Origin of the sequence: Larkinella punicea (genome assembly GCF_003334855.1) — a bacterium.
In the GTDB taxonomy this organism is placed as follows: Bacteria; Bacteroidota; Bacteroidia; order Cytophagales; family Spirosomataceae; genus Larkinella; species Larkinella punicea.
The window spans coordinates 74879-98906 of sequence record NZ_QOWE01000027.1; the positions used below are offsets into that span (position 1 = coordinate 74879).

At 52.7% G+C, this 24028-nt stretch carries 20 protein-coding genes; 7 read left to right on the plus strand and 13 right to left on the minus strand.

Going from position 1 to position 24028, the window contains the following annotated elements; genetic code table 11:
- Positions 1 to 106: 106 nt before the first annotated feature.
- The 7 genes from DUE52_RS26740 to DUE52_RS26770 are packed head-to-tail and all read right to left on the minus strand — an operon-like array spanning position 107 to position 6861.
- Positions 107 to 1132, minus strand: coding sequence for a methionine synthase (locus tag DUE52_RS26740; protein WP_114409147.1), 1026 nt, complete (start codon positions 1130 to 1132; stop codon positions 107 to 109).
- Positions 1072 to 2070, minus strand: a complete 999-nt coding sequence (locus tag DUE52_RS26745) for a phosphotriesterase family protein (protein WP_114409148.1) — start codon at positions 2068 to 2070, stop codon at positions 1072 to 1074. The genes DUE52_RS26740 and DUE52_RS26745 overlap by 61 nt, the downstream gene beginning before the upstream one ends.
- Entirely contained in the window at positions 2067 to 3431 is a 1365-nt protein-coding gene (locus tag DUE52_RS26750) for an FAD-dependent oxidoreductase (protein ID WP_114409149.1), read from the minus strand. The genes DUE52_RS26745 and DUE52_RS26750 overlap by 4 nt, the downstream gene beginning before the upstream one ends.
- A 19-nt stretch (positions 3432 to 3450) precedes the next feature.
- The gene (locus DUE52_RS26755; protein WP_114409150.1) at positions 3451 to 4329 is read right to left on the minus strand and encodes a sugar phosphate isomerase/epimerase family protein; all 879 of its coding nucleotides are present in this window, start codon (positions 4327 to 4329) and stop codon (positions 3451 to 3453) included.
- Positions 4330 to 4360: 31 nt separating this feature from the next.
- Positions 4361 to 5149, minus strand: a complete 789-nt coding sequence (locus tag DUE52_RS26760; protein WP_114409151.1) for a sugar isomerase domain-containing protein — start codon at positions 5147 to 5149, stop codon at positions 4361 to 4363.
- Positions 5150 to 5177: 28 nt separating this feature from the next.
- The gene (locus DUE52_RS26765) at positions 5178 to 6056 is read right to left on the minus strand and encodes an ROK family protein (protein ID WP_114409152.1); all 879 of its coding nucleotides are present in this window, start codon (positions 6054 to 6056) and stop codon (positions 5178 to 5180) included.
- Positions 6057 to 6069: 13 nt separating this feature from the next.
- A complete protein-coding gene (locus DUE52_RS26770) occupies positions 6070 to 6861 on the minus strand; it encodes an SDR family NAD(P)-dependent oxidoreductase (RefSeq protein WP_114409153.1) in 792 nt (263 codons plus the stop codon).
- A gap of 236 nt (positions 6862 to 7097) precedes the next feature.
- Between DUE52_RS26770 and DUE52_RS26775 the strand changes: the two genes are divergently transcribed.
- The 3 genes from DUE52_RS26775 to DUE52_RS32220 all read left to right on the plus strand — a co-directional run bounded on the left by DUE52_RS26775 (position 7098) and on the right by DUE52_RS32220 (position 8982).
- The gene (locus DUE52_RS26775) at positions 7098 to 7829 is read left to right on the plus strand and encodes a GntR family transcriptional regulator (protein ID WP_114409154.1); all 732 of its coding nucleotides are present in this window, start codon (positions 7098 to 7100) and stop codon (positions 7827 to 7829) included.
- 173 nt (positions 7830 to 8002) lie between these two features.
- Positions 8003 to 8746: a protein NO VEIN domain-containing protein gene (locus DUE52_RS26780; RefSeq protein ID WP_114409155.1), complete on the plus strand. Its 744-nt coding sequence runs from the start codon at positions 8003 to 8005 to the stop codon at positions 8744 to 8746.
- Positions 8743 to 8982: a hypothetical protein gene (locus DUE52_RS32220; RefSeq protein ID WP_133299955.1), complete on the plus strand. Its 240-nt coding sequence runs from the start codon at positions 8743 to 8745 to the stop codon at positions 8980 to 8982. Before DUE52_RS26780 ends, DUE52_RS32220 begins: the two co-directional genes overlap by 4 nt.
- Before the next feature lie 651 nt (positions 8983 to 9633).
- Here DUE52_RS32220 and DUE52_RS26785 read toward each other — a convergent pair.
- On the minus strand, positions 9634 to 10830 hold the full coding sequence (locus tag DUE52_RS26785; protein WP_114409156.1) for a Gfo/Idh/MocA family protein: 1197 nt from the start codon (positions 10828 to 10830) through the stop codon (positions 9634 to 9636).
- A 121-nt stretch (positions 10831 to 10951) separates the two neighbouring features.
- Here DUE52_RS26785 and DUE52_RS26790 point away from each other — a divergent pair, with 121 nt between their 5' ends.
- The 4 genes from DUE52_RS26790 (at position 10952) to DUE52_RS26805 (ending at position 16052) form a co-directional block, all read left to right on the plus strand.
- The gene (locus DUE52_RS26790; protein ID WP_114409157.1) at positions 10952 to 11317 is read left to right on the plus strand and encodes a DUF8478 family putative metalloprotein; all 366 of its coding nucleotides are present in this window, start codon (positions 10952 to 10954) and stop codon (positions 11315 to 11317) included.
- Between the two features lie 145 nt (positions 11318 to 11462).
- Complete coding sequence (locus tag DUE52_RS26795) at positions 11463 to 13760, plus strand: TonB-dependent receptor (protein ID WP_114409158.1); 2298 nt, start codon at positions 11463 to 11465, stop codon at positions 13758 to 13760.
- A gap of 404 nt (positions 13761 to 14164) precedes the next feature.
- Positions 14165 to 14476 (plus strand): isoamylase early set domain-containing protein, encoded by a 312-nt coding sequence (locus tag DUE52_RS26800; RefSeq protein WP_114409159.1) that lies wholly within the window; start codon positions 14165 to 14167, stop codon positions 14474 to 14476.
- Between the two features lie 154 nt (positions 14477 to 14630).
- Positions 14631 to 16052 (plus strand): sulfatase family protein, encoded by a 1422-nt coding sequence (locus DUE52_RS26805; RefSeq protein ID WP_114409160.1) that lies wholly within the window; start codon positions 14631 to 14633, stop codon positions 16050 to 16052.
- A gap of 45 nt (positions 16053 to 16097) precedes the next feature.
- Here DUE52_RS26805 and DUE52_RS26810 read toward each other — a convergent pair whose 3' ends face one another.
- The 5 genes from DUE52_RS26810 to DUE52_RS26830 all read right to left on the minus strand — a co-directional run bounded on the left by DUE52_RS26810 (position 16098) and on the right by DUE52_RS26830 (position 23875).
- A complete protein-coding gene (locus DUE52_RS26810; RefSeq protein WP_165841046.1) occupies positions 16098 to 17033 on the minus strand; it encodes a hydroxypyruvate isomerase family protein in 936 nt (311 codons plus the stop codon).
- A 17-nt stretch (positions 17034 to 17050) separates the two neighbouring features.
- Positions 17051 to 20161, minus strand: coding sequence for a PVC-type heme-binding CxxCH protein (locus tag DUE52_RS26815; protein ID WP_114409162.1), 3111 nt, complete (start codon positions 20159 to 20161; stop codon positions 17051 to 17053).
- 65 nt (positions 20162 to 20226) lie between these two features.
- On the minus strand, positions 20227 to 21219 hold the full coding sequence (locus DUE52_RS26820) for an FAD:protein FMN transferase (protein ID WP_114409163.1): 993 nt from the start codon (positions 21217 to 21219) through the stop codon (positions 20227 to 20229).
- 12 nt (positions 21220 to 21231) lie between these two features.
- Positions 21232 to 22371 carry a hypothetical protein gene (locus DUE52_RS26825; protein ID WP_114409164.1) on the minus strand — a complete coding sequence of 380 codons (1140 nt, stop codon included), beginning with the start codon at positions 22369 to 22371 and terminating at the stop codon, positions 21232 to 21234.
- A 121-nt stretch (positions 22372 to 22492) separates the two neighbouring features.
- Complete coding sequence (locus DUE52_RS26830) at positions 22493 to 23875, minus strand: FAD-dependent oxidoreductase (RefSeq protein ID WP_114409165.1); 1383 nt, start codon at positions 23873 to 23875, stop codon at positions 22493 to 22495.
- Positions 23876 to 24028: the final 153 nt, after the last annotated feature.

The following is a 24028-nucleotide window of genomic DNA, read 5'->3' on the forward strand; positions in this document are numbered from 1 at the left end:
GCTCCTAAATCCCCTAAAGGGGACTTTTAGTAACCGGATTAAACTGCGTCCAAGTCCCCTTTAGGGGATTTAGGGGCGATTAATTGAACGCCCTAATTTTTAATTCCTACCCCAACCGCACTTTTTTCGCGCCAGCCACCATGTTCGTCAGTTTCTGGCGGGCGGCCCAACGGGCGGTCTGGCTCAGACCACAATCGGGTGCAACGGCCAGTTTTTCGGCGGGAATGTATTTCAAACACCGCTCAATGCGCTCGATTACGTCTTTGACGGTTTCGATGTAATAGTTCTTCACGTCGATGATGCCAACGGCGACATCCATTTTTTGGGCAAATTCCGCAATCAGTTCAATTTCGTCAAACTCGCGGTTCGCCATTTCAACGTGCACTTCGTCGACCGCCAGATCCAGAAAATCCGGCAACATCGGGTGGATTTTCCGGTACCCCACCGGTCGCCCTTTGAAATTCCCGAAACAGAGGTGCGTCGACAGGCGGCATTTCCCGACGACCGGTGCGACCGTCCGGTTGAAAATATCGACAAACCGCTTCGTATCTTCCTTGTAAGCATAACACGACATCGACGGCTCATCGACGGTGATTTCGGTACAGCCAGCCGCCACCAGGTCCTCCAGTTCTTTCCGAACAAAGGGCAATAGGGCTTCCGTGATGTCGTAGCGGTCTTTGTAGCGTTCATTCGGCAACATCCGGCCACTGAGCGTATACGGCCCTGGAATTGAAGCTTTTAACGTGGGACCAGCCGGAGCCAGCTTCTTCAGTCGTTCGAATTCGCGGACGGCTCCCAGTCCTTTCGGCGCGGTCAATTCTTCCACGATGGAATGCTTGCCGCGCTGGTCGTGGGCGGGTGGACCAAATTTGCGCGTCTCCGAATGGTTGGGTTGCAGGCCTTTGATGTAGCCGTAAAACGACAGATTGAAGTCCAGCCGGGTTTGCTCGCCGTCTGTGATTACGTCCAGGCCCGCCGTGGTCTGGTCGTGAACAGCCGCTACAACGGCATCTTCAATCATTTCCTCAATGTCGGCCTGACCAAACTGATCGAGGTTCTGGGACGCAAATTCTAGCCAGCCGGGAAACGGGTAGCTGCCGATGACGGTGGTGCGGATGGGGTTGGGTTGCATGAATAAAGCTGTTTAGGCGTATCGATGAATAAATGTTGAAAATAGTCGGCTAAATCAAGTCTCCGCAAATAGTCGCGAAAGGTGGTCAGGAGCCACGTCAGGCCCGGTTTTCCGCCGTACGACTGCCAATAGGTGTTTCGGGCGGCATCCATGCCCACCGTAATCTGGTTCGGAAATTCGGGCAACAGCGTTTGCAACAGCGTGTACGTCCAGTTTTGCTGATCCGGCTTCCAGCGAAAACCGCTGTCGTATTCGACCCGAACGCCGGTTTGCAAAACCGCCCGATTATACGCAATGTCTTTGTACCGATCGACATGCGAGAGTACCACATGCTGCAAATCCGCTCCCAGCCTGGCGAATAATTCCGCCTGGGCGAGTGCGTGTTTGCCTTCATTCGTATGGGTCAAAATCGGAATACCGGTTTCCCGATGCGCATTGACTACGGCCCGAAAAACCGTCTCCTGATGCTTCGTAAACGGTTCGTCACCCGTAGCCAGTTTGATCAAACCGGCTTTGTGCGGGGTTCGTTCGATGACCGGTCCGCTGTAGTCAAAAGCGTCGATGCCTTCTTCGAAATCAGCAATAAACAGACGCGTCAACTGATCTTCCGAATACCGGTAGCGCCAATGATCGGGCGGGTAATACATCTCCAGATGAAGCCCGGTCGGTGCCAGAATCTGCATATTGGTTAAGCGCGAAACTTCCGCCAGTTTCAGCGCATTGCGGCCACAGTTGGCGGGCATCGCGTCGACCATCGTCCGTCCTCCGGCTTCATACACCCGCTGTACTTCCTCTGAAATTTTACCAAGATCATTCAGCAGGAAATCCGGATTGCCGCGCGTCGGAAAGCTTTCGTCGATCACCACATGCTCGTGCGAATACGTGATCCCCAGTTGTTCCGGATCAATGTCCCCCAAAACCGTTCTGACAAAATTCATTGTTTCCAGCCTTTTCGCGATGTATCGGCTACCGCATCCGGTAACTCCAGAACCGCCCCAATACCGTATAATTTTCCCTGCAACGAACTGACAGTAATCTGATTAGCGGCTTCATCATAAGCCAGTGACTGCACAGCCGCCAGCCCCGCAGCCTGGCCCATCGACATGGTCTGCGCCATCGACCGGCACGACGCGTGGGCATCGTGGGTGGCCGAAAAACACCGTCCCACCGCCCAGACCGACTGACTGCCTTTGGGCACAATCGTGCCGTAGGGAACGCCATAAACGCCGTCGCCGGGGATATATTCCCAGTGCGTTTCGTCTTCTCCGTTGAGTCCCTGCCGGTGGTCCTCGATGGGCGCTCCACAAAGAAAAATCCGGTCAGATGGCAGCTTGCCCGACAAACATTCCTCTTTCGTCAGGCGGTGTTCACCATTAACGCGCCGGGTTTCACGAACGCCAATCTGGTGCGACAACCCGATGATGTTCGACTGTTCAAAACCGGGTACGGCATCCCGAAAAAAATCTTCGTATACAAACGCCTGCCGTCGCCCTTCGACCTCGGCCTGCGTCAGTTCGTCCGCATTCAGGGCAGATAAACCGCTCACTTTCACGGCCACCGTCGAAATACAGCCTTTCGCATTCATTTCGTGCGCCGAACCTTCCTTGCGGGGTAACCGATGCCGCCCGGTTTCGACGGCCATCCGCATTTGCTCCGCCAGCATTTTCTTGCCGCCTTCCCGCTCGTAGCGGTCCAGATCGACGTTGCTCATCCGAAAGGTGGTGGTCATGCTCTGCGCCGGTTCGTTTTCGCCCGCCGTTTCGTAGGCAAAACCTGCCAGATGGCAAAAATCGGCATCGCCCGACGCGTCGATGACCCGTTTCGCCAGCACCTTGCCAAAACCGGCTTTGTTCCAGAAAATACAGGCATAGCGTTCCCCTTCCGGACTCACATCGACCAGCGTTGTATGCAGCCAATACCGGATGCCGCTTTGCAAAATCAACTGATCCCAGACAAGTTTCAACCGTTCGGGGTTGTAATTGACGCCCGTTCCGGCCCCGTAGGTATTGGGACGCAGAAAGACCGCACCGGCTTTATTCAGTTCATTGACCACCCGGTCGGGCCAGCCGCCCACGACTTTGCGGGGAGTGGAACCGGGGGTAAAAAAACCGTAAAACGTGTCCAGCATCTGCGTGGAGGTTCCGCCCGGAAAACCGTAGCGTTCCACCAGCATCACCGAAAACCGCCTTCCTTCGGCAGCAGCCAAAGCCGCCACGCAACCCGCCGACCCGGCCCCAATCACGAGGATGTCGGTTTCGGCCCGAAGCGGTATTGGGGTATGGTTTAAAAATGGATGCATGTGAAGGCTTCTCGGATGATTAGACTCCAAATTTCTGACGGATTACGTCACGGCTCATTTTCAGGCTTTCCCGAATGGGCCGGGTTGGTTTAAAACCGCTGGGAAAAGCCAGTTCAACGGTGATATCGCCCGCAAAACGATTTTTCTTCAACTGCCGGGCCACCGCTCCCCAGTCGGCAATGCCTTCACCCAGTGCCTCCGACCGGGTTCCCGTCCAAAGGTGATCCCGCAGGTGGAGATAAACGATTTTATCAGAAAATTTTTGCAGGAAAGTCAAAACGTCCACTTTGGCCTGAAACAACCAGTCCAGATCGGGACCCAGAGCGATGTCGGGTACGCGCTGCAAGGTGTTTTGCAGGTCATATAAATCATCCGCTACTTCGTAAATGTGGTTGTGAAGATTGGGAACGACCTTGTTCTTTCGGCAGATTTCCTGAATTTGTTTCAGGGTTTCGGCCTGCACATCGAACTGCTCGGGCGTTTTCTTTTTCGGGGTGCTACCGACCGAGATGCCCAGCGTTCGGCCACCCAGTTTACCCAGACGCTCGACCACCTTTTCGGCATCGTCCAGAATCTCCGTCTGTTTGCTTTTATCCCACATCGGCTGGCTATACGAGGTCCCGATAACGGAAACCCCGCTCTTCCGGGAACTGTCGCCAATCCGGTCGACGGCGTCATCGTGCCGCAAGTTGACTTCCATCAACTCGACGGCTTCAATTCCGGCATATTTTGCGTCCGAAAACACCTGATCCAAAATCGGAAAGCAATCGTAAGCAGGCTTGTCCGATGAATAAATCCAAACGTGCAGTCCAACAACGGGTTTGCGATCGACGGCGGAAAAAACATCCGGTATGGCCAGCGCCAGGGTGCTGGAAGCCAGAAAGTCACGACGGTTCATAGGACTCTATTCAAGGTTTTTGACTTACTTTTTAGCGAACAACGGTCTTTTTACCAACCTCGGCATACAACTTTGCCAGCCGATGCGCGTGTTCGTCATAGGCGGATTCAAACAGTTCCGTGGCGCGTTGAGAACCGACCAGGGCGGTGGCCGTCAGCACTTTCGGCGGCTGACCGGCTTCGGTCAGCAAGCGCGCCAGTTCGGCTTTGATGCTGTTCACGATCAAGGCACCACCAACGGTACTGCCGGGTGCAACCGGCGTTTCCAGCCCCGGAACCGTCACCATCGCATCGCCGACGGGTGCGCCGGTATCCAGAATCAGATCGGCGAAATCGCTCAGTTTCAGGCCGTCTTTGCGTTTGCTGGTGCTCTGGTCCGAATGTTCTTTGGTGATGAGTGCCACCACTTTCACGCCCCGCTTCTGAAACTCCTCCGCCATTTCAATCGGCACGACGTTGCAGCCGCTTGACGAAATGATCAAAGCCGTATCTTGTTCTGAAAGATCGTAATTGCGCAGAATCCGCTCGGCCAGCCCGGAGACATTCTCCAGAAACATCGCCTGCCGCTGGCCGTTGGCCCCCACCACCAGGTTGTGAAACGTAAGCGACAATTCGACAATGGGATTGAAACCCGGAAACGAACCGTAGCGCGGCCACATTTCCTCGACCATGATCCGGCTGTGTCCCGAGCCAAAGACATGCACCATCCGACCCGCCAGAATCGTTTCGGCAAACCATTGGGCCGCCTGTTGCAGTTGTGATTTTTGCTCCTCGACCGTATCGATCAGTTGGCGGCATTTTTCTAAATAGGTTGTTATCATACAATCTTTTGGTGGATCTCCGAACGTATTAAATTACAAAACCTGCGGCTCCTATGGCCCCGGCCCAGTCTTCAAAATGCGCTTTGCAGATGGCGGTTTTCTTACCGGCCGGTCGCCATTCAAAAACCGCCAGAAAGGCTTCCAGCGGACTGAACAAAGCTTCGCCGGCCTGCGTGATTCCCCCGCCCAGCACGACCACTTCCGGCGAAAACGCATTGGCAAAACCGGCAATGGTAACGGCCAGTTGCCGAACGGACGTGAGCCAAACCAGCGTGGCCAGCGGTTCCTGTTGCCGGTAGGCATCGACCAGTTCCTGCGTGGTCTGGTACTTGCCGTTGGACCGCCGAAAAACCGTCGCGTTGCCGATTGCATCTTCCAGGCTAGCCGGTATCTGCGTAATATCCAACTGGTTGCTGTCGGCATTCACCGAAACGTGGCCCAAATGGCCCGCCATCTGGTAATAGCCCTGATACAGATTTCCGTCGATCAGCAACCCGCCCCCAACGCCCGTTCCCAGCGTGAGCATCAGGGCGTTCCGAATGCCTTTCGCGGCCCCATACCGGGCTTCCGCCATCAGGGCCGCGTGGGCGTCGTTCAGCACCCGCACCGGAACACCCAGAAACGCCGACCAGACGAAGCCTTCCAGCCCCGGCAGTCGGCCCGGCATGCAGGCAATGGCGTCGTTGGCCGGGGTTGGCAAACCGGGTGCCGACAAGCCCACGCCCGTTACCGGTTCGGGAGTAGCGGTTTTCAGTTGTTGATAGGTATCGGCAACCGCCTGTTTCCATTGTCCGTCCTGCCCATCGTTGGTCGGGCAAACCACGCGATGCAACACCGTTCCGGTTTCGACGTCGATCAAGACGCCTTTAATGCGGGTACCGCCAATGTCGATGCCGATTGCGTTCATTTTTTTACGGTTCTCAATACTGTCCTTCGCTGACGCTCCAGCCGCCGTCGACAGACAGCACCTGGCCCGTCGTGTAGCGGGAATAATCCGACATAAAATAGATGGCCGCTCCGTCTAAATCCGTGGGTTGGCCGATGCGACCGCCGTCCAGGGGCTGTTTGGTGGCGACAAATTTCAAAATGGTTTCGTCGGTGGCGGCCCGCTGCGCCATCGGCGTTTCGACCAAACCGGGAGCCAGCACGTTCACGCGAATGTCGTGGGGCGCGTAATAGGCGGCAATCGATTTCGTAAAACCGATGATCGCGGCTTTGGTGGCGGCATAGGCGTGGGTCGAAAAGTATTTCGGCGACGGCGAATAGCCCAGCACCGACCCCATGTTCAGGATCGTTCCGCCGGTATTCTGCTCCTGAAAAGCGCGGATGGCCGCCTGATTCGACAGCATCAGTGAGGTCAGATTCAGTTCGAAAGTTTTGTTCCAGCCTTCGAGCGTCAGGCTGTGCAACGGACCGTCGCCAAACCGTCGGCCACTGCCGCCCGCCACGTGGTAGAGTCCGTCGAAACCGCCAAACTCGCCCTGACACAACGCGATGGCCGAAAGAGCCGTGGCCGGATCGGTGGCGTCGCCGTTCAGCGCAAAACCGTAGCCACCCAACTGGACTTCGGCTGCTTTGCAGCTTTCCTCATTCCGGCCCACCACCACGACCCGCGCGCCTTGCCCGACAAAAGCATGGGCCGCTGAGAGGCCCAAACCCGTTGTTCCACCAATGACCACAATCCGTTTGTTGGCCAGCCAGAGTTGATCCATCCTGAAAAAATAAACGATTAAAATCCTGTAACGCCCCTAAATCCCCTAAAGGGGACTTGGACACGGCAGCATCCAGATGCGAAAAGTCCCCTTTAGGGGATTTAGGGGCGTTAATACGAAAAATCTAACTACGAACGACGAAGGTATAAAGGCAATTTTAGTATTGCAACAACTTATTATAATAAGTTTCAGATTAAGCAGATTTTCGTATACTTGTTCGTCAACAACCTTTCTCTATGAACGATCGGCCTACCCGCATTCCCCAATATCAGTACCTCTATGAATCGTTACGCCAGCAGATTATCCGGGGCGATTTCAAATCGGGGGATCTGTTGCCTTCTGAAAAAGACCTCCAGAACCAGTTTCGTCTGACCCAGCCCACCATCCGGCAGGCACTGGGGCTGCTGGTGCAGGATGGCTACATCCGCAAGCACCAGGGCAAAGGCAGCATTGTGCAGCCCCTGCCCATCGGTTTGGGCGTGATGTCGATCGTTGGTCGGCTGGCCAATACCGCCAACGCGAGTCGCACCGAGCGGATGACCACCGCCATTTTAACCAAACCAAAGCTTCATACTTTCCCGGACGACTTTCTGTTTACCCCCACCGAAGACGATACGAAAGCCGGTTTTTACTTTCTGGAACGCCTGCGGGCTGTGGAGGAAGAGCCGGTATTTTTTGAGAAGATCATTCTGCCAAACCGCTATTTACCCGGTTTCTCGCGTCAGCGGCTGGAAAACCGCTCGCTGTTCGATTTGCTGCGAACCAAATACGGTTTACTGGTGAAAGGCGGAGAGCAGAAGGTGCTGGCCGTGGCGGCTGACGGCGATCTGGCGCGGTTGTTAAGCGTTCCAATCGGCAACCCGGTTTTGCGGCTCGACAAAAGACTCGACACCAACCGGCCCGATTTCAGTTTTTATTCTTCGTTGTACGCCCGAACGGATCGGTATATTTTGCACGGGCGGTTTTAAGAAATGAAAGCAAAACCTATTTTCAAGTGTTCTACCAAAGCATTACATTTGACCACTCGTCTATAGCCACAATAAAACACGAAAAATTGAAATTTATCGTCGTTTTTTTTGAATATTAAGGAAGTTATGAGCTTAATTTTAGACACAGACTATTAAGAAAATTGTTTTATAAAATGAACACTTTTTCAACAAGAGACAAAGCTATACTAATTGGCTTGTATCTTTCAAAATTTGACAAAGATGCTCTAAAAATATTGGGATTTGAAAGTACTAAACAAGCATTTAACACTTTGGGGTATTGCATCGGTGTAAAACCTGCTTCTATAAAAAATTACCGTGATGAATTCGACCCCTACTTCCCTAATTCCCGGAAAGGGTGGCATAAAAGACATTTGAGAGATTATTGCAAAAAGTTACTTGATGACTTTAATCAAATTGATTTTAGTGATCTTACTGCTATTATAAAAAGTTTCACAACTAAAAACAATGAAATTGAACAAATCGTAGAAAATATTAATAAAAAAGACTACAGCGAAAGTGTTGCTAAGCGACTCATTACAGGAGCTGCTGCCGAAGAATATTTCAAAATCGAATACAGCACGATCCCTGAATTTGAACATTTTAATTTAAATGACACCACAAAACTTGCCTGCGGATTTGATTTCCATTTAACATTGGCAGCTAATTATTATTGTGTAGAAGTAAAAGGATTAAACGAATTATCAGGTAGCGTTTCTCTGACAGAAAAAGAGTTCCTTGTGGCTCAAGATATTCGAGAAAAATACTGTCTTTTTATCGTTTCTAATTTCAGAAATAAGCCTTTTCATCAATATTTTTTCGACCCAATAAATAGTGGTCTTTTATTTAAAAAGACAGAAACAAAGATCATTCAAACTACTTATCTTACCAAGATATGAATGATGAAATTAATACCAAATGGGAATGTTACGTTTGTAGCACAGAGAATCTTTTCAAAATCCTCCCAACGGGCTATTTGAGCAACTACCACCCATTATGTAAAAACTGTGCTGATAGTATCTTAAAAGATCATCACCATAAATTCTACTATCGTTTAACTTATCATGCACAAATTGGTGAATTAAAAATTATCGGTAGCGTTGTCACTCAAGCTGATTATTTTAATTTAAATTGATACAAACTACGAGATTATTGGCCTCGTAGCGACTGTAGGCCGTTGCCGTCGAATGTTTCCGGGTCGGGGGTGAGAAGCAAATGAGTTGTTACAAAAAGATCGTGCCTTTGGCACATATTCATATCAAACAACCTGAAGAACAGATTCTGGAAACATTGGGCTTTGATAGATCCTGGATCAGTGTAACAGAAAAAATAACCTTCCTCATTAACAGTTAGTAAATCAGTACTGTATGAAGGATTTAAAATGATTGGTAAACCGTTTTTCCTTCCCTTTTTTGGTCACGATTCTTGCAAACGCTTGTCGATGCTAACGCAAATGAGGGATGGTTGGCCGCGTAGCGGACGGATGTTTGTAGCCACAGTGTGCCATCAAGAAAGCCCGCGTGCCTTTGGGTGCGCAATCACCTGCACCTGCCTGTTGCGTACCCAAAGGCACGCGGGAGGAACCGGGTAGTCTTTTCGTTACAAACATCCGTCCGCTACGCGGCCAACCATCCCTCATTCGCATTATAGTATCAGAAAAAACCATTCTAAAGATCGTTCTACGCCAACAGCCAAAGAGGGTAAAAAAAAAATGCATCCTTCGTACACTACTGGTTAGTAACCGATCATGGATCGCCCGTTGCAACGGGCGATCCATGATCGGTTACTAATTTGTCAAATCCCGCTCCGAAATCCGTCCGGTTTGCTTGTCCTTCAGGATTACCTTGTGTCGGCCATCGTGCGTAACTTCCTCTTTGATGAGGTAAAACTCTTCGTCGTAATCGACCAGCGTCGACTCCTGTGTCAGCCCTTCGCGACCGCGCCAAACCGGTAACTTCACCTGCTCCCACTGTTTCGTTTCGGCGGATCGGTACGCAGCATCCAGAATGGCATTTACGACATAGCCATCATAGAACGTTTCGGCCGGTTCGCGCCCCTGCTCGGCCGCGTTGAACATGTCCGTGAACATGTGGTTGTAGCCCAGGTCATTCACTTCGTCGCCCACCGGAAAAAGCCAGCCGGTGGTGCTTTCCGCTTTTTCGGCCACATAGTCCGCGCCTTTGCCAGTCGTGAACATTTCAAAACCGGTGCGCAGGAAGTTGTTGATCCAGATGGTGCCTTCGGTGCCCATCACTTCGTCGCGTAAATCCATGCCACCCCGGAACGTCCAGCTTACTTCAAACTGTCCGATGGCACCGTTCTCGTATTTCACCAGCGCAATCGCGTGGTCTTCGGCGTCGATGGGTTTCACCTGTGTGGCCGCCCAGCACATCACCTCAACGGGTCGGACGTCCTTGCCGATAAAATTCCGGGCAATCTCGACGCAATGGCAACCCAGATCGAGCATACAACCGCCACCGGCCTGCTCTTTGTCCCAGAACCAGTCGCTGTGCGGTCCTGGATGTGTTTCGCGGGATTTGGCCCAGAGAATCCGGCCCAGTGCCCCATTCTTCACACTTTCCAGTGCCTTCAGGAATTTTGGCGTGTAGCAGAGATCTTCCAGATACCCGGCAAAAATACCGGCTTCCTCCACGGCCTTCATCATCCGTAAAGCCTCATCGGCATTGCGCCCCAGTGGTTTGGTGCTGACCACCGCTTTTTTGTGTTTGACGCACAGCATGACGGCGGCTTCGTGGATGTTGTTGGGCAACGCAATGCACACCATATCGACTTCCGGATTGGCAATCACTTCCTCCATATCCGTCCCCCAGATGGAACAGCCGTAGTCGTTGGCAAATTTTTTAGCACTTTCTTCCCGGCGGGCGTAGATGGCAACCACCCGGTCACGGCCGCGTTGACCGTGGATGGACTCGGCATAAAACCGGCCAATAAAGCCGGAACCCAGCATGGCAATTTTTCGCATGTGTCGAAAGAAATTTAAGCGAATAAATTCAATCCTGTAAAAAATTTAGACAAGTCTAAATCTATTCTCTATATTTGTTAAAATGGTTACAGACGCAATCTACAACTTATTATAAAGAGCCATGTACTGGTTGCCGGTTTATCGACGAAAAATTGCCCGCGTCCTGCTGATTCTCTTCAGCCTGATGATGGTCAATTCGGTGGTTTTCCGGCACGCCCACAAACTGGCCAGTGGGCGGATTATCGTTCACGCCCACCCTTTCAAACCCGTTGGCGACAGCCCCTACCAGCCCAATACACACACGACCAACGAGTTAGTCTGGCTCGAAAACTTTACCAACCTACTGTATGACGGCCTGACGCCGTTCGTATTTGCCTGCGTCGTTCTGAGCGCACCGGCCACTCAGCGGTTTTGGTCGGTTTATTCGTTTCAGAGTGCATACGTCTTCCCCTACTTCTCCCGCCGGGGTCCGCCGGTTGTCGGATGATCGTTTCCTGATGAGTCGCTCCCGGCGATTCCTTTTCAATGCCCTGCTGCCACTCGCTTCGGTGTGTGCCGGTTTGTAACCGGTTGAATCATCGCGTGTTGCCGACATTCGGGCCTTCATTTCTTCTGATCGATCCCATACAACCATGTTAAAAACGATATACCTATCGGTTCTGTTTATTTTAGGCAGTACCTTCCTTGCCCATGCCCAGTCGACGGCCACCGTCGAAGGCAAAGTAATTTCCAAGCAAAAACCGGTCGAACTGGCCACGGTGGCACTGAAAGGCACCCGGTTCGGCGTTCTGACCGACACATCGGGCGTTTTCCGCCTGACCGGCATTCCGGCGGGTCGCTACCAACTGGTGGTTTCGCTGGTGGGATTTGACAGTTTTCAGAAAACCGTCAACGTAACGGCAGGCCAGACCATCCGCCAGACGGTCGACCTGCGTGAAGCCGCCAACACGCTGGGCGAGGTCGTCATTACGGGAACAATGAAGGAAGTTTCGAAGTTGGAAAGCCCCGTTCCGGTGGAGATTTACACGCCGAAATTCTTCCAGAAAAATCCCACGCCCAACATCTACGACGCCCTGCAAACCATCAACGGGGTTCGGCCCCAGTTGAACTGCAATGTCTGCAACACCGGCGACATTCACATCAACGGGCTGGAAGGACCGTATACGATGGTGCTGCTCGACGGGATGCCGATTGTGAGTTCGCTGTCGACGGTGTACGGTTTATCCGGGATTCCGAATTCGCTGGTGGAGCGGGTCGAGGTGGTGAAAGGCCCGGCGTCGACGCTCTACGGTTCGGAAGCGGTGGCCGGTTTAATCAACATCATCACGAAAAATCCATTGAAAGCACCGACCGTGACGGCCGATGTGTTCGGCACAAGCTGGCAGGAATACAACGCCGATCTGGGCGTGAAATACCGGGTTGGAAAAGCCAATTCGCTGATTGGTCTGAACTATTACAACTACCAGAATCCGTACGACAAAAACAACGACGGTTTTACGGACGTGACGCTGCAACACCGGATTTCGGTGTTCAACAAATGGCAGTTCGAGCGGAAAGAAAACCGCCAGGCCAGCATTGCCGGACGATATTTCTACGAAAACCGCTGGGGCGGGCAAACCAACTGGACGCCCGAACTCCGGGGTACCGACAGCCTCTATGCCGAAAGCATTTACACGAAACGACTGGAACTGATTGGCTCTTACCAACTCCCGACGACGGAAAACATCACGCTCCAGTCGTCGTTCAACAGCCACAACCAGAATTCGTATTACGGCACGACCTCCTTCAACGCGACCCAGCGGATCTTTTTTGCCCAGTTGCTCTGGACGAAGGAGTTTAACAGCCAGTTCAGCCTGCTGGTCGGAACGCCCTTCCGCTACACCTTCTACGACGACAACACACCAGCCACCCAGTCTGCCGATTCGCTGCGCCCCGCCAACCAGCCCGACCGCACGGTTTTGCCCGGTGTTTTCGTGCAGCCCGAGTTTACGTTCAACGAAAAACATAAACTGTTGCTGGGTTTGCGTTACGACTACAATTCGCGGCACGGCAACATCCTGACACCCCGGTTTTCGTATAAATGGGCACCCAACCGCGACAACATCATCCGGTTGAATGCCGGAACAGGCTACCGGGTTGTCAACCTCTTTACCGAGGACCACGCGGCCCTGACCGGCGCCCGGCAGGTGGTGGTGCAGGATGAACTCAAACCCGAACGAAGCTGGAATGTGAACCTGAACTATACCAAACAGATTGTATTCGGGAGCGGTTTTCTGGGCATCGATGCGTCGCTGTTTTATACGTATTTTACCAACCGGATCATTGCCGACTACGACACCGACCCCAACAAGATTTTCTTCGATAACCTGAAGGGCCATTCGACGTCCAAGGGGGTCAGTGTAAATTTTGACGCCAGTTTTACGTTCCCGCTGAAGGTTAACGCCGGTTTTACACTCATGGATGTGTATAAGGTGGAAGACGATGCGGACGGACAGGCCGTTAAAACCCGCCAGTTACTGACCGAACGCATTACGGGTACCTGGACGGTTTCGTATGATTTCGGACGCGGTTTTTCAACGGATTACACCGGGAATCTCTACGGGCCGATGCGGTTGCCGCTGCTGAGTTCCGACGATCCACGGGCCGAATATTCGCCCACCTGGAGCATTCAGAACATTCAGTTGACCAAAAAATTCAACAGCGGTTTCGAGATTTACGGCGGGATCAAGAACCTGCTGAATTTTACGCCCCCGGCCAACAGCATCGCCCGCGCCAACGATCCGTTCGACAAGCGCGTCGTGTTCGATCGGAACGGGCAGGTGGTGGCAACGCCCGACAATCCGTACCGGCTGACCTTCGACCCGAACTACGTTTTTGCCCCCAACCAGGGCATCCGCGGTTTCCTGGGTATTCGCTACACGGTTCGGTAGTGGACGGCTTCGCTGTGCAACGATTGACGGTTTGATCCTGTCCTTACCACTGAATCCAAGCGGTTCAAACAATTTAACGGACCGGATCGTTTATTGGATTTTCGCTTTCTGCCCCTAAATCCCCTAAAGGGGACTTGGACGCGGCTTAATCCGGATGCTAAAAGTCCGGCTGCGTCCGACCGTCCTTTAGGGGATTTAGGGGCAGAAAGCGAAAGTTCGATAGAACTATCAGACGTAAGTTCTACGTTTATTGGAAAAATTCTATTTCAATCGCCGGCTTTTTAAATTATTGTATCGAATAATAGAACAATAACAAGAAAGCCCTGTTTTAATGATTTGATAACCATTGCATTACTCATTTTTCCATATAAATTTACAACCGTAAACCAAACACTCTACTCTATATGGCACTTGCAAAACAGTATGTAAAAAGCAAGCCTACAATTTGCAAAGTAACGTTTACGCTGCCTGCTGACGCCGTTAATGGTGCGAAAGCGGTTGCTTTGGTTGGTGATTTTAACGGCTGGGATGCGTCGGCTACGGCTCTGAAGAAACAAAAAGACGGTTCATACAAAACAACGGTTGAACTTCCGGTGGGTCAGGAAACGCAGTTTCGCTATCTGATCGATGGTGAAACCTGGCTGAATGATTCGGAGGCCGATAAGTACATTAGCAGCGGTGTTTCGTCCGACGAAAATTCGGTAGTTGCTTTGTAATTGATTTCCATTTCGTATGTTCAGCCGCCTTTATTCTGGCTGTGAATACGTGTGATAGCCTGATCTTCTGATCGGGCTATCTTGTTTATCGGGGATCTGACCGTAGTTTTGGGTTTTGATAGCATTAGTCAGCCACAATGAACCCCGGCCGAGCATGAAATTATACGTCAACAGACTGCTCCTTATCCTTTTAAGTAGTTTTTTATACCCGGTTTTTGGGCAAAAAAAACCGATGAATGTGCTGGTTCTTTATTCCGACGATCAGCGTTATAACACGATTCATGCGTTGGGAAATGACGCCATTCAAACGCCCAACCTGGATCGGCTCGTCAAAAAGGGCGTCGCCTTTACGCGGGCGCAGACGATGGGCGGTTTACACGGTGCGCTGTGTGTTCCAAGCCGGGCGATGCTCCACACAGGCCGCTACCTACACAGTTTACACAAATCCGGCGATGTGATTCCCAAAGAACACACCACGCTGCCCGAATACCTCCGAACGAAAGGATACCAAACGTACGCGATTGGAAAATGGCACAACGACAAAGCTTCGTTTTCGAGGAGTTATGAAGGGGGGGCCGCCCTGTTTTTCGGCGGGATGCACCTCCCGGAAAAAGGCGGTCAGGAGCATCCGCAGTATGTAAATTTTGATCCCGCCGGGCAATTTAAGGAGCCCAATAAAAAGGCCGATGTGTATTCGTCGGAACTGTATGCCAATGAAGCCATCGCCTTTTTGACCAACCGAACACCGGAAAACCGATCTTTTTATTGCTACGTCGCGTTCACGTCGCCCCACGACCCGCGCACCCCGCCGGAAGCTTTTCGGAAGTTATACCCGAAAGAACAGATGAAATTGCCCGCTAATTTTCTCCCGCAGCACCCCTTCGACAATGGAGAACTGAACGTACGCGATGAGAAACTACTGCCGCGCCCATTGACCGAAGTGCAGGCGAAAGAGGAACTTGCGCTCTATTACGGCATGATTTCGGAGCTGGATGCCCAGGTTGGCCGGATTCTGAATGTACTGGAAAAGAACGGCTTACTCGAAACGACGCTGATCGTTTTTGCGGGCGACAACGGGCTGGCAGTGGGCAGTCACGGCTTGCTGGGCAAACAGAATCTATACGAACACAGCATGCGCGTACCGCTGGTCATCAGCCATCCGGCCCTGCCGCAAAACAAGCGCGTCGATGCGCTGGCCTATCTCGCCGATATTTTCCCGACGGTGACGGATTTTCTTGGGATGCCGGCACCAGCGACGGTTGAAAGCCAGAGTTTGCTCCCCTTTATAAAAGGAACCAAAAAGCCGGGCCGGGAGTCGGTTTATTATGCCTACCGGGATTTTCAGCGGGCCGTGCGAACCCGCGACAACTGGAAACTTATCAAATACAACGTCAATCGGCAGGAAACCACGCAGTTGTTCGACCTCAACAAAGACCCGTACGAAGTGAACAATCTGGCGAACAACCCGGATTTTGCGCAAAAAAAGAAGGTGCTGGAAAACCGCCTGATGAGTGAAATGAAGACGTATCACGATTTTCTGGACCTCAGCCAGCCTGATTGGGGGCGGCAACCGTGATTGAACAATAGAATGGAGCGCCGGACGCCCGGCGCTCCATGAATACTAAACCGTAAAGCTGTCCGACTCGACGTAGGCTTTGATCAAAGCGGTTTCACCTTCTTTGCCCGGATAGGCATTGCCGTGTTCCATGCCCCAGATAAAGTCCTTGTTTTCGGCTTTACCTTTCTCGTACACGTGTTTGAAAACGTTCTTGTAATTGATTTCGCCCGTCGTCGGCTCCTTCCGGCCCGGATTGTCGCCGATCTGGAAATAGCCGATTTCGCTCCAGCACCAGTCGATGTGCGGAATGATGTGCCCTTCGTTTTTCTGCATGTGGTAGACGTCGAACAGGATTTTGCAGGCCGGACTGTTGACGGCGCGGCAAATCTCGTAGGTCTGGTCGGAAGTGCGTAAAAACAGATTTGGCGTGTCGCTCAGCGGTTCCAGCACCATCGTCAACCCGTTGGGGGCCAGAATGTCAGATCCCCGGCGCAGCGCGTCGATCACGTGGCCGGTTTGAATGCCGATGGGCAGATTGCGCTGAAAATCACCGGGAACCACCGTCATGAATTTCGCATTCACGCGTTTGGCCACCTCGACGGCTTTCTTGCAACCCGCCAGAAAAATGTCGATGAATTCCTGTTTGCCGGCCGCGAGCGTATTTTGTCCGTTTCCGCCCTTATCGACCACAAAAACGCCCATTTTCATGCCCAGGCGAGTCATTTCCTTCGCGATTTTCTCCTGCTCCTCCACCGGACGGCCCATCATTCCGTTGTCTTCGAGGGCGGTAAAACCGTTGTCGGCCATGAACTTTAGCTGGTCGATCACGTCTTTCCCGGCACTATTTGTAAACATCCCGAAGTGGGGGGCATATTGTAATTTGAACTTGTTTTTCACCACCGTCTGCGGCTGTACAGCATTCGTACCCGCCAGGGCATTGCCGACAAGCGTCGCACCGACAAGGCCTAACGTTGATTTGACAAAATCGCGTCGTTGAATCATGATAAAGGAAGGTTCTATTTTTTCTTTAAACTCGATAAGTAATCCACTAAATCGACCAGTTCCTGCGTAGACATGTTTTCCTGCAATCCGGAAGGCATCATCGAGGCATCCATTTGCTTCATGGAAACGACGTCGCTCATTTTGTAATCGCTCACCACCCCACCCGGAAACTTCATTTGCAGGTCGGTTTCGGTTTTGCTGGAAATGATCCCGGAAACCGTGCTGCCATCTTTGAATTTGACCTCAAACCCTTCGTAGCCGAAGCTTACCCCGGCATCGGGATACAAGATGGAAAGGTATTGTCCTTCTTTCGGCAATTTGCTCCCGATTTCGGACAGTTTGGGGCCAAAATCCATGCCTTCGCTGTTGATCTGGTGGCAAATGGCGCAATTGGTCTTGAAAACCGTCAGCCCCCGGCCTGCGTCGCCGGTCATGGCCAGCAGATCCGGAATGGCGGGCAGTTTCTTGCCTTCTGCGCCTTTGGCACCGTCGAGATAACTGGCGGCTTCCGTCCGGACTTTCTTCCGCCAGGTGTTGCTAACCCCCTGAACAGCCGCCGTTTTGTACTCCGGTTTAATCTGGCCGGAGCGCAGGAGTGACAGAATCATTTCTTCCCCGTCGTTGCTGCCGCCGATGGCGCGGGTGGCTTCTTTCCGCAGCAGTGTCGGACGCTTTTCGTCCAACGCAATGGTTTTCAGCATTTCGAGCGACTCCTTGGTTCCCACCCAGCGCAGAGCCGACACCATGTTGATGGCGGCTTCCGGGTTGCTGCCATTCAGGATTTCCCAGACCTGCTTCCCACCACCCTGCTTCAACAATTGACGGGTAGCGTCGCGGCCCACAATGTCGTTGAACTGCTTCTGACTCAGGGCCAGCAAGCGCGGATTTTCGGCTACGGGTTCATACCGGCTCACCATTTCCATGTATTCAGGTTTGCCGTAGGTTTCGTCCAGCAATTTGGTCAACGACGCCATCGCTTCCGGCGAATTTTTCACGAAGTTCTGGTCGAGGTGGCGCAACGCCAGTTTGGTAATTTGTACGTCGTTCGGGTTGGTTTTCAGAATGCTCAGCAAAGCGGTCGATTTTTCGGTAGCCCCCGGATTGAAATCGAAGGCCCGGAAATACCGCAACCGGCTCGTCAAATCGGTTTTCGAATCACCCGCCAGACTGGCCAGCAAGGGCACCGATTCTTTGGTGCGAGCCCGCCAGACGATGTCTTTCCCGGCATCGGTAGCCACCGGATTCGCGCCCGACCGTTTCAACCAGGCGGCATAATACGCATCCCACTGACCATCAGCCCCAATGCCGAGTGCTTCCAGATACCAGCGGTCTTTGCCATCGTGTTTGGCGGCCAGTTGCGCCCACAAATCCGGCGCTTCGGGTGATGTGTTCCGGCGCAGGGCAATGGCACATTCCCGGCGAACCTGCGGATCAGTGTCGTTCACCAACTGCTTCACGTAGGGAATAATGTCAGTTTTCAATTCACGAGCGGCCCGCAAACCGGTGATGCGCAGGTTCGGATCGCTTTCTTTCAGCGCGGTTTCGATGTATTTTTTGCCTTTGCCATCCAGTTTGCTCAGCAACCAGAGGGCGCGGGCTTTCATGCGCGGATCGGGTGATGTTTTGTACAGTTTCGCCAGGTCTTTTTCGGCTTTCGTGCCCAGATCGTGCAGTTTGTTCCAGGCGGCATAGCGAATCGCCATGTTCGGGCTTTGCAGGGCTTCAACGGCACCGGCGGTCGTAGCCAGATCGACTTTCGGTATTTTGTACGGTGTGTTCGGTGGGGCCACGCGGTAGACCCGTCCCCGGTTTTGATCACCCGCCTGGTGACCACCCACACCGGGATCATACCAGTCGGAAATGAGCAGCGAACCATCGGGCGCAACGCACACATCCGAAGGCCGGAACCACTGGTCGCGCACGCCTTCCAAAAGCGGCACGATGGTGGCTTTGTAGCCCGCGCCGTCTTTCGTGACCGGATACGACCGAACGATATTTGGCCCCGCGTCGCAGTGAATCATCTGACCCTGAAACACTTCCGGCAGCAATTTTCCTTCATACAGAATAATACCGGTGGGCGAACCCGCGCCGGTTTGCAGCAAATTCGGCACCACGCCGGGGTCGTTCAGGTGCCAGTGTTGCAGCGGAATGGTGGCTTCCAGGTTGGTGCGGTTCACGCGCCAGCCCGCGCCGGTCATTTCGTCAGTATAGCCGTAATTGCCATACTCCATCACATAATTGATCCGAACGCCCTTGTTGCCGTCGTCGTCGTTGTCCGACTGCCACATGGTTCCGTAGGAATCCAGCGCGACTTCGAAGTTGTTCCGGAAGTTCTGGCCCAGCACTTCCATGTCACTGCCATCCGGGTTGCACCGGAAAACCATGCCCTGGCGGTAGTTTTTGGTATCGATTTCTTTGCCGGTCGTGCGGTCAAAAATAGCTTTGCCGTCTTTGTCGCGGATTTGCTTGCCTTCGTTGCCGAAATTGAAATACCACTTGCCATCGGGTCCAAAAACGAAGGAGTGCATCCCGTGGTCGTGGTCGGCCCCACTGAGTCCGGTAAACAGCAGTTCTTTTTTATCGGCTTTATCGTCGCCATTTTCGTCCGTAAACACAAACACATTTGGGCTATCCGACACAATGACCTTGTTGCCCTGCACCCAGACGCCCAGCGGAGAAACCAGTTCCGGCCCCTGGTAAAACGTTTTGGTGACGTCGGCCTGCCCATCGCCGTTGGTGTCTTCCAGAATCAGAATCCGGTCGCCTTCGGGGCGGGTGGGGTTTCCGCTGATGTTGGCGCGGTAATTATACGCTTCGCAAACCCAGACGCGCCCCCGGGCATCGACGTCGATGTTGGTCGGATTCGTCAGCATCGGTTCGGCGGCAAAGAGCCTGGCTTCCAGACCCGGTGCTACGTTCAGACTACCCACCGCGTATTTCGGATCGCGCTTGTCGTCGTCGGAAAGTCCGGCGAATAAACGGTTAAGGTATTCCCCGGAAGCCTGATTGAGGTTGTCGTTTTGCCAGGCGCCTACCAGGACGCCCCCGACGATCAGCCCGGCGGTGGACCAGGCCAAAGCCCGCCGTGACAGCCGGAAAAAAGAAGAGTAACGAGTTGAGTTCATAAACGCCCCGTAAGGTTTGTAAGGGTTGGAATAAAACGTGTAAATGTAGCAATAAAACCCAAATGTTATTTGATAAACTCCCTGATCCCGTCCGTGGCAACGGTTTTCAGGTTTCCCGCATCGTCTTTGTAGATCAAATAGGCGTCCAGTTCGCGGTGTTGGGACAGAAACCGCCGGGTTTTGGCCAGGCCCATCACCAGAAAAGCCGTGGCAAAGGCGTCGGCGGTCATGGCATCTTTGGCAAAAATCGTGGCACTCAGCAGCGCGTCGGGTTTGGAAAAACCGGTTTTGGGGTTGATGATGTGGCCGTAGGTTTCGCCGGTTTGCCGGTAAAAGTTGCGGTAATTGCCAGACGTCGCCATCGCCCGGTTCGCCATCCGAACCGACGACTGCAGCCCGCCGGGTCGCACCGGGCTTTCGATCCCGACGTTCCACCATTGCCCGATGCTGCGTTCGCCCCGGCAGCGAACCTCTCCGCCCACTTCCACCATGTAGTGATCGATGCCGTTTGACTCCAGAAAAACCGCCAGGACATCAACGGTGTAGCCCTGGGCCAGTGCGTTGAAATCCAGCCGGACGTTCTTTTTGCGCTTTTTTACGGAAACCGTATCAAACGAAATATACTGAAAATCAACGTATTCCAGCAAAGAATCCGTATTGGGCAGCCAGGGTTCCCCGGACTTTTTGCCTTGTTCATAAGCTTCGACCAGCGGTTTCACCGTCGGATCGAAGGCACCGTTGGTAATCCGATATACTTCTTCGGCTTTTTTAAGAACCGGGTAAAAATAAGGGCGTTGAAACCGGTGCGATTCGGATTGATTGAACTGCGAAATCTCCGAATCGGGGCGGTAGGTGGAGAGACAAAGATCGATTTCGGTAAGCAGCGAATCGACCGGTTTTTTAAAATTGCGCTGGCGTTCGTCGCGGTATTTGATGTGGTAGGTTGTGCCCTGCGCTTCGCCTTCCAGACTAACCATTGGAACCTCCGCCGACCGCTGATAATCAGGCGATTTGCCCCAAAACGGAACCAGCACGATCAGCCATACCAGTCCTTTCATGCGTTGTTTCGACTATAAATGATGCTTCGTTTTGTAGGCATTCAGTTGCTCCGTCACGCGTTGATCGTCAATATTCGCACTTTTCAGGTAGATAAACGCTTTTTGGGAGAGGAAATTATTCTCACTTTGCAACAGGCCGGCAATGATCCGCCCGGTTTCCCGATCCGACACTCGGTGTTGTTTGAAGAGATCCAGAATATTGGTCAGTAGTTCACCATTGGCCGACTTCAAGGCATTGGCCAGGGCGGTTTTGACCGAAGAGTTGAGATGGGGGGCTTCTTTCAGTTTGGTAACGATCAGGTTTTTCAGGCTGTAATTCACTTTGGGGTATTTTTCAAACAGCATTTTTTGCAACGAATCTGATTTCAGTTCGGCGGGATTCAGGGCGTTGATGGCGCGTTCGGCGAGATTAAACCGGTTGTTATCGATGAAACTCAGAACGGTATTTCGCAGCGCGGGCGTCAGCTCGACCTGCCCGCGAATGTGGTTCAGCGCCCAGATTTTATCGCCGGAATCGGAGCTTTCCAGCACCTTCAATAGAAAACCGGGCGACAATCGTTTTTCGGTCAATTTGATCACTTCCTTTTGCGCGGCACCATACACAAAATGCCACATTTTGTAGGTCGTATACACCGCCCCTTCGACCACGTAATTCAGCACATTTTTCGAGGTAGCCGACGAAACCGCATCCAGTCCCGAAGCCGCCAGATCGGCTTTAGGCACTAGTTCCTCGTACGAAAAGTTGGCCAGTGGCGAAAACGGATCGGCCAGCAGGTCGTTCAACCGGGCGTATTCAGCGGGTTTGAACGGTTCGTGTTCCGTCTTGCTCAGAAATTCCCCTTCCGGCAATTCATAGCCCAAATAGCGTCCGGTGACGTTCCAGTAGAGCACAATGTCCAGCAACCGGCATTTGTTATCGAAGCAGACACTCGTTTTAATTTTCCGGAAATACGAAACCGGATACCCTTCTTTCGACCGAATCTGAAACAGGGTATCGTTGCCTGCATCGTCTTTAAACTGACTCACAAACGCCTGAATCGTATCCGATTTTAGCGGAATCGTTTGGGTTTGGAAATAGCGAATCCGCTCACGACTGTGCGCCCCTAAATCCCCTAAAGGGGACTTTTTGCATCCTTTCACTTCAGTGTCCAAGTCCCCTTTAGGGGATTTAGGGGCAGCAAGCGACATGTTTGAACAAGCCAAAAAATGGATTGCCACTATGATAACCGCGTTGAGTAAACCTATCCTGAGCCAATTTCGCATACCAAAAAAATTACCCTTTTTGAGCCGAAACCGGCACAATTCCGCCGTGTTCTTCAATCAGTTTCCGGAGGTCTTTCATCGACACGTCCAGCGGTGTTTTGTTCTGCAAATTGGCTAAAACCGCCACGGCTCCGGCCGCCTGACCCATGCCCATGCAGGATGCCTGCACCCGAAGCGCCGAATTCGCCAGCCGGTCGCTGCTCACCATCCGCCCGGCCACCAGAAAATTCCGGCTGTTTTTCGGCACCAGCGCCCGCAGCGGCACCGTCGGCACCACGCCTTCCTTCAAATGATCAGGAATCACGCCGTTTTCGTCGTGGACGTCGATGGGATAATAGGAATACGAAACCGCATCGTCGAATACTTTCCCGGTGACGTAATCTTCGTGCGTAATTTTGTAATGGCCGTCGATGCGGTAGGTTTCCCGCACGGCAGTTTCGTTCTGCACATCCGCCAGCCGGATTTTCTCACAGCCGGGCAGCGTTCGCAGAAACCGTAGCGTCGTCAGCAGCGACGACCGCCCTTTCAAATTCGCCACGGTATGGGTTTCGGAAGTCGTGGAATCGGCGCCCATCACGTGCTGGATGTTGTCTCCTGCGCTTTTCAACAGGCCCACGATGTTGTTCCGAAAGTCGGTTTTGACGAGTTCGCCTTTCTGGATCGCTTCTTCATACCGGCCCTTGATCAACTTTAAATCCAGCGATTTAAAATCGTAACCTTCCAGCCGGAACATCAGCGTTCCGGGTTGCGTGACCGACTCCCGCAGCAGCGGAAAACCGGCCAGCGAAGCCGCGTAGGCATTTCCGGTGCAATCGATCAACTGGTTGCAGATGATCTGCGTGCTGGTGCCCTTGCCGACGGTTTGAACGGTCCAGTTTCCTTTCTGAAAGGTTGCACTGGTGGGGGTTTCGTAAAACCGGATTTGTACGCCTGCGGCAACGGCTTTTTCCTCGATTAACATGGCATACAACTGCCCATTTACCCGCACCTGATGCCGGGGGTGGTTTTTGCCGTGGGGAATCGAAAAATCCGGCAAGGTATCGTCATTCAGGGCAACGGCTTCCTGCACCATTTCCCAGCCGATGCCGCCGATGACCTGCTTGCCCCAGGCAAAAAAGATTCCCGGATAATTCACCCCGCCGGTCGTCGTCGTGCCGCCAAGCTGGCTTCCGTTTTCGACCAATATCGTTTTGCGTCCGGCCCGGGCCGCCTGAATGGCCGCCACCACGCCCGCCGTGCCGCCACCAATCACCAGGATGTCGGTTTTTAGCGTTTGCTGAACCAGTTTGTAAGGCTCACTCAGTCGTTCGCCTTTCGACAAGGTCGGTACGGCCATCCCGAAGGAAAGTGCACCGAGCGAGGTTAAAGCGGATCTTCTTTTTATTTTTTCCATGATTTTCAAGTTTTCGGGTTTGCAATTTTTAGTTTAGCGTTTACCGCGCACTATGAGATTCCTGGCCGCGTAGCGGTCTAATGTTTGTAGCAAAAAAGGCTACCAGAGTTCTCCTGCGTGCCTTTGGGTACGCAATTTTCAGCACTGATTGCG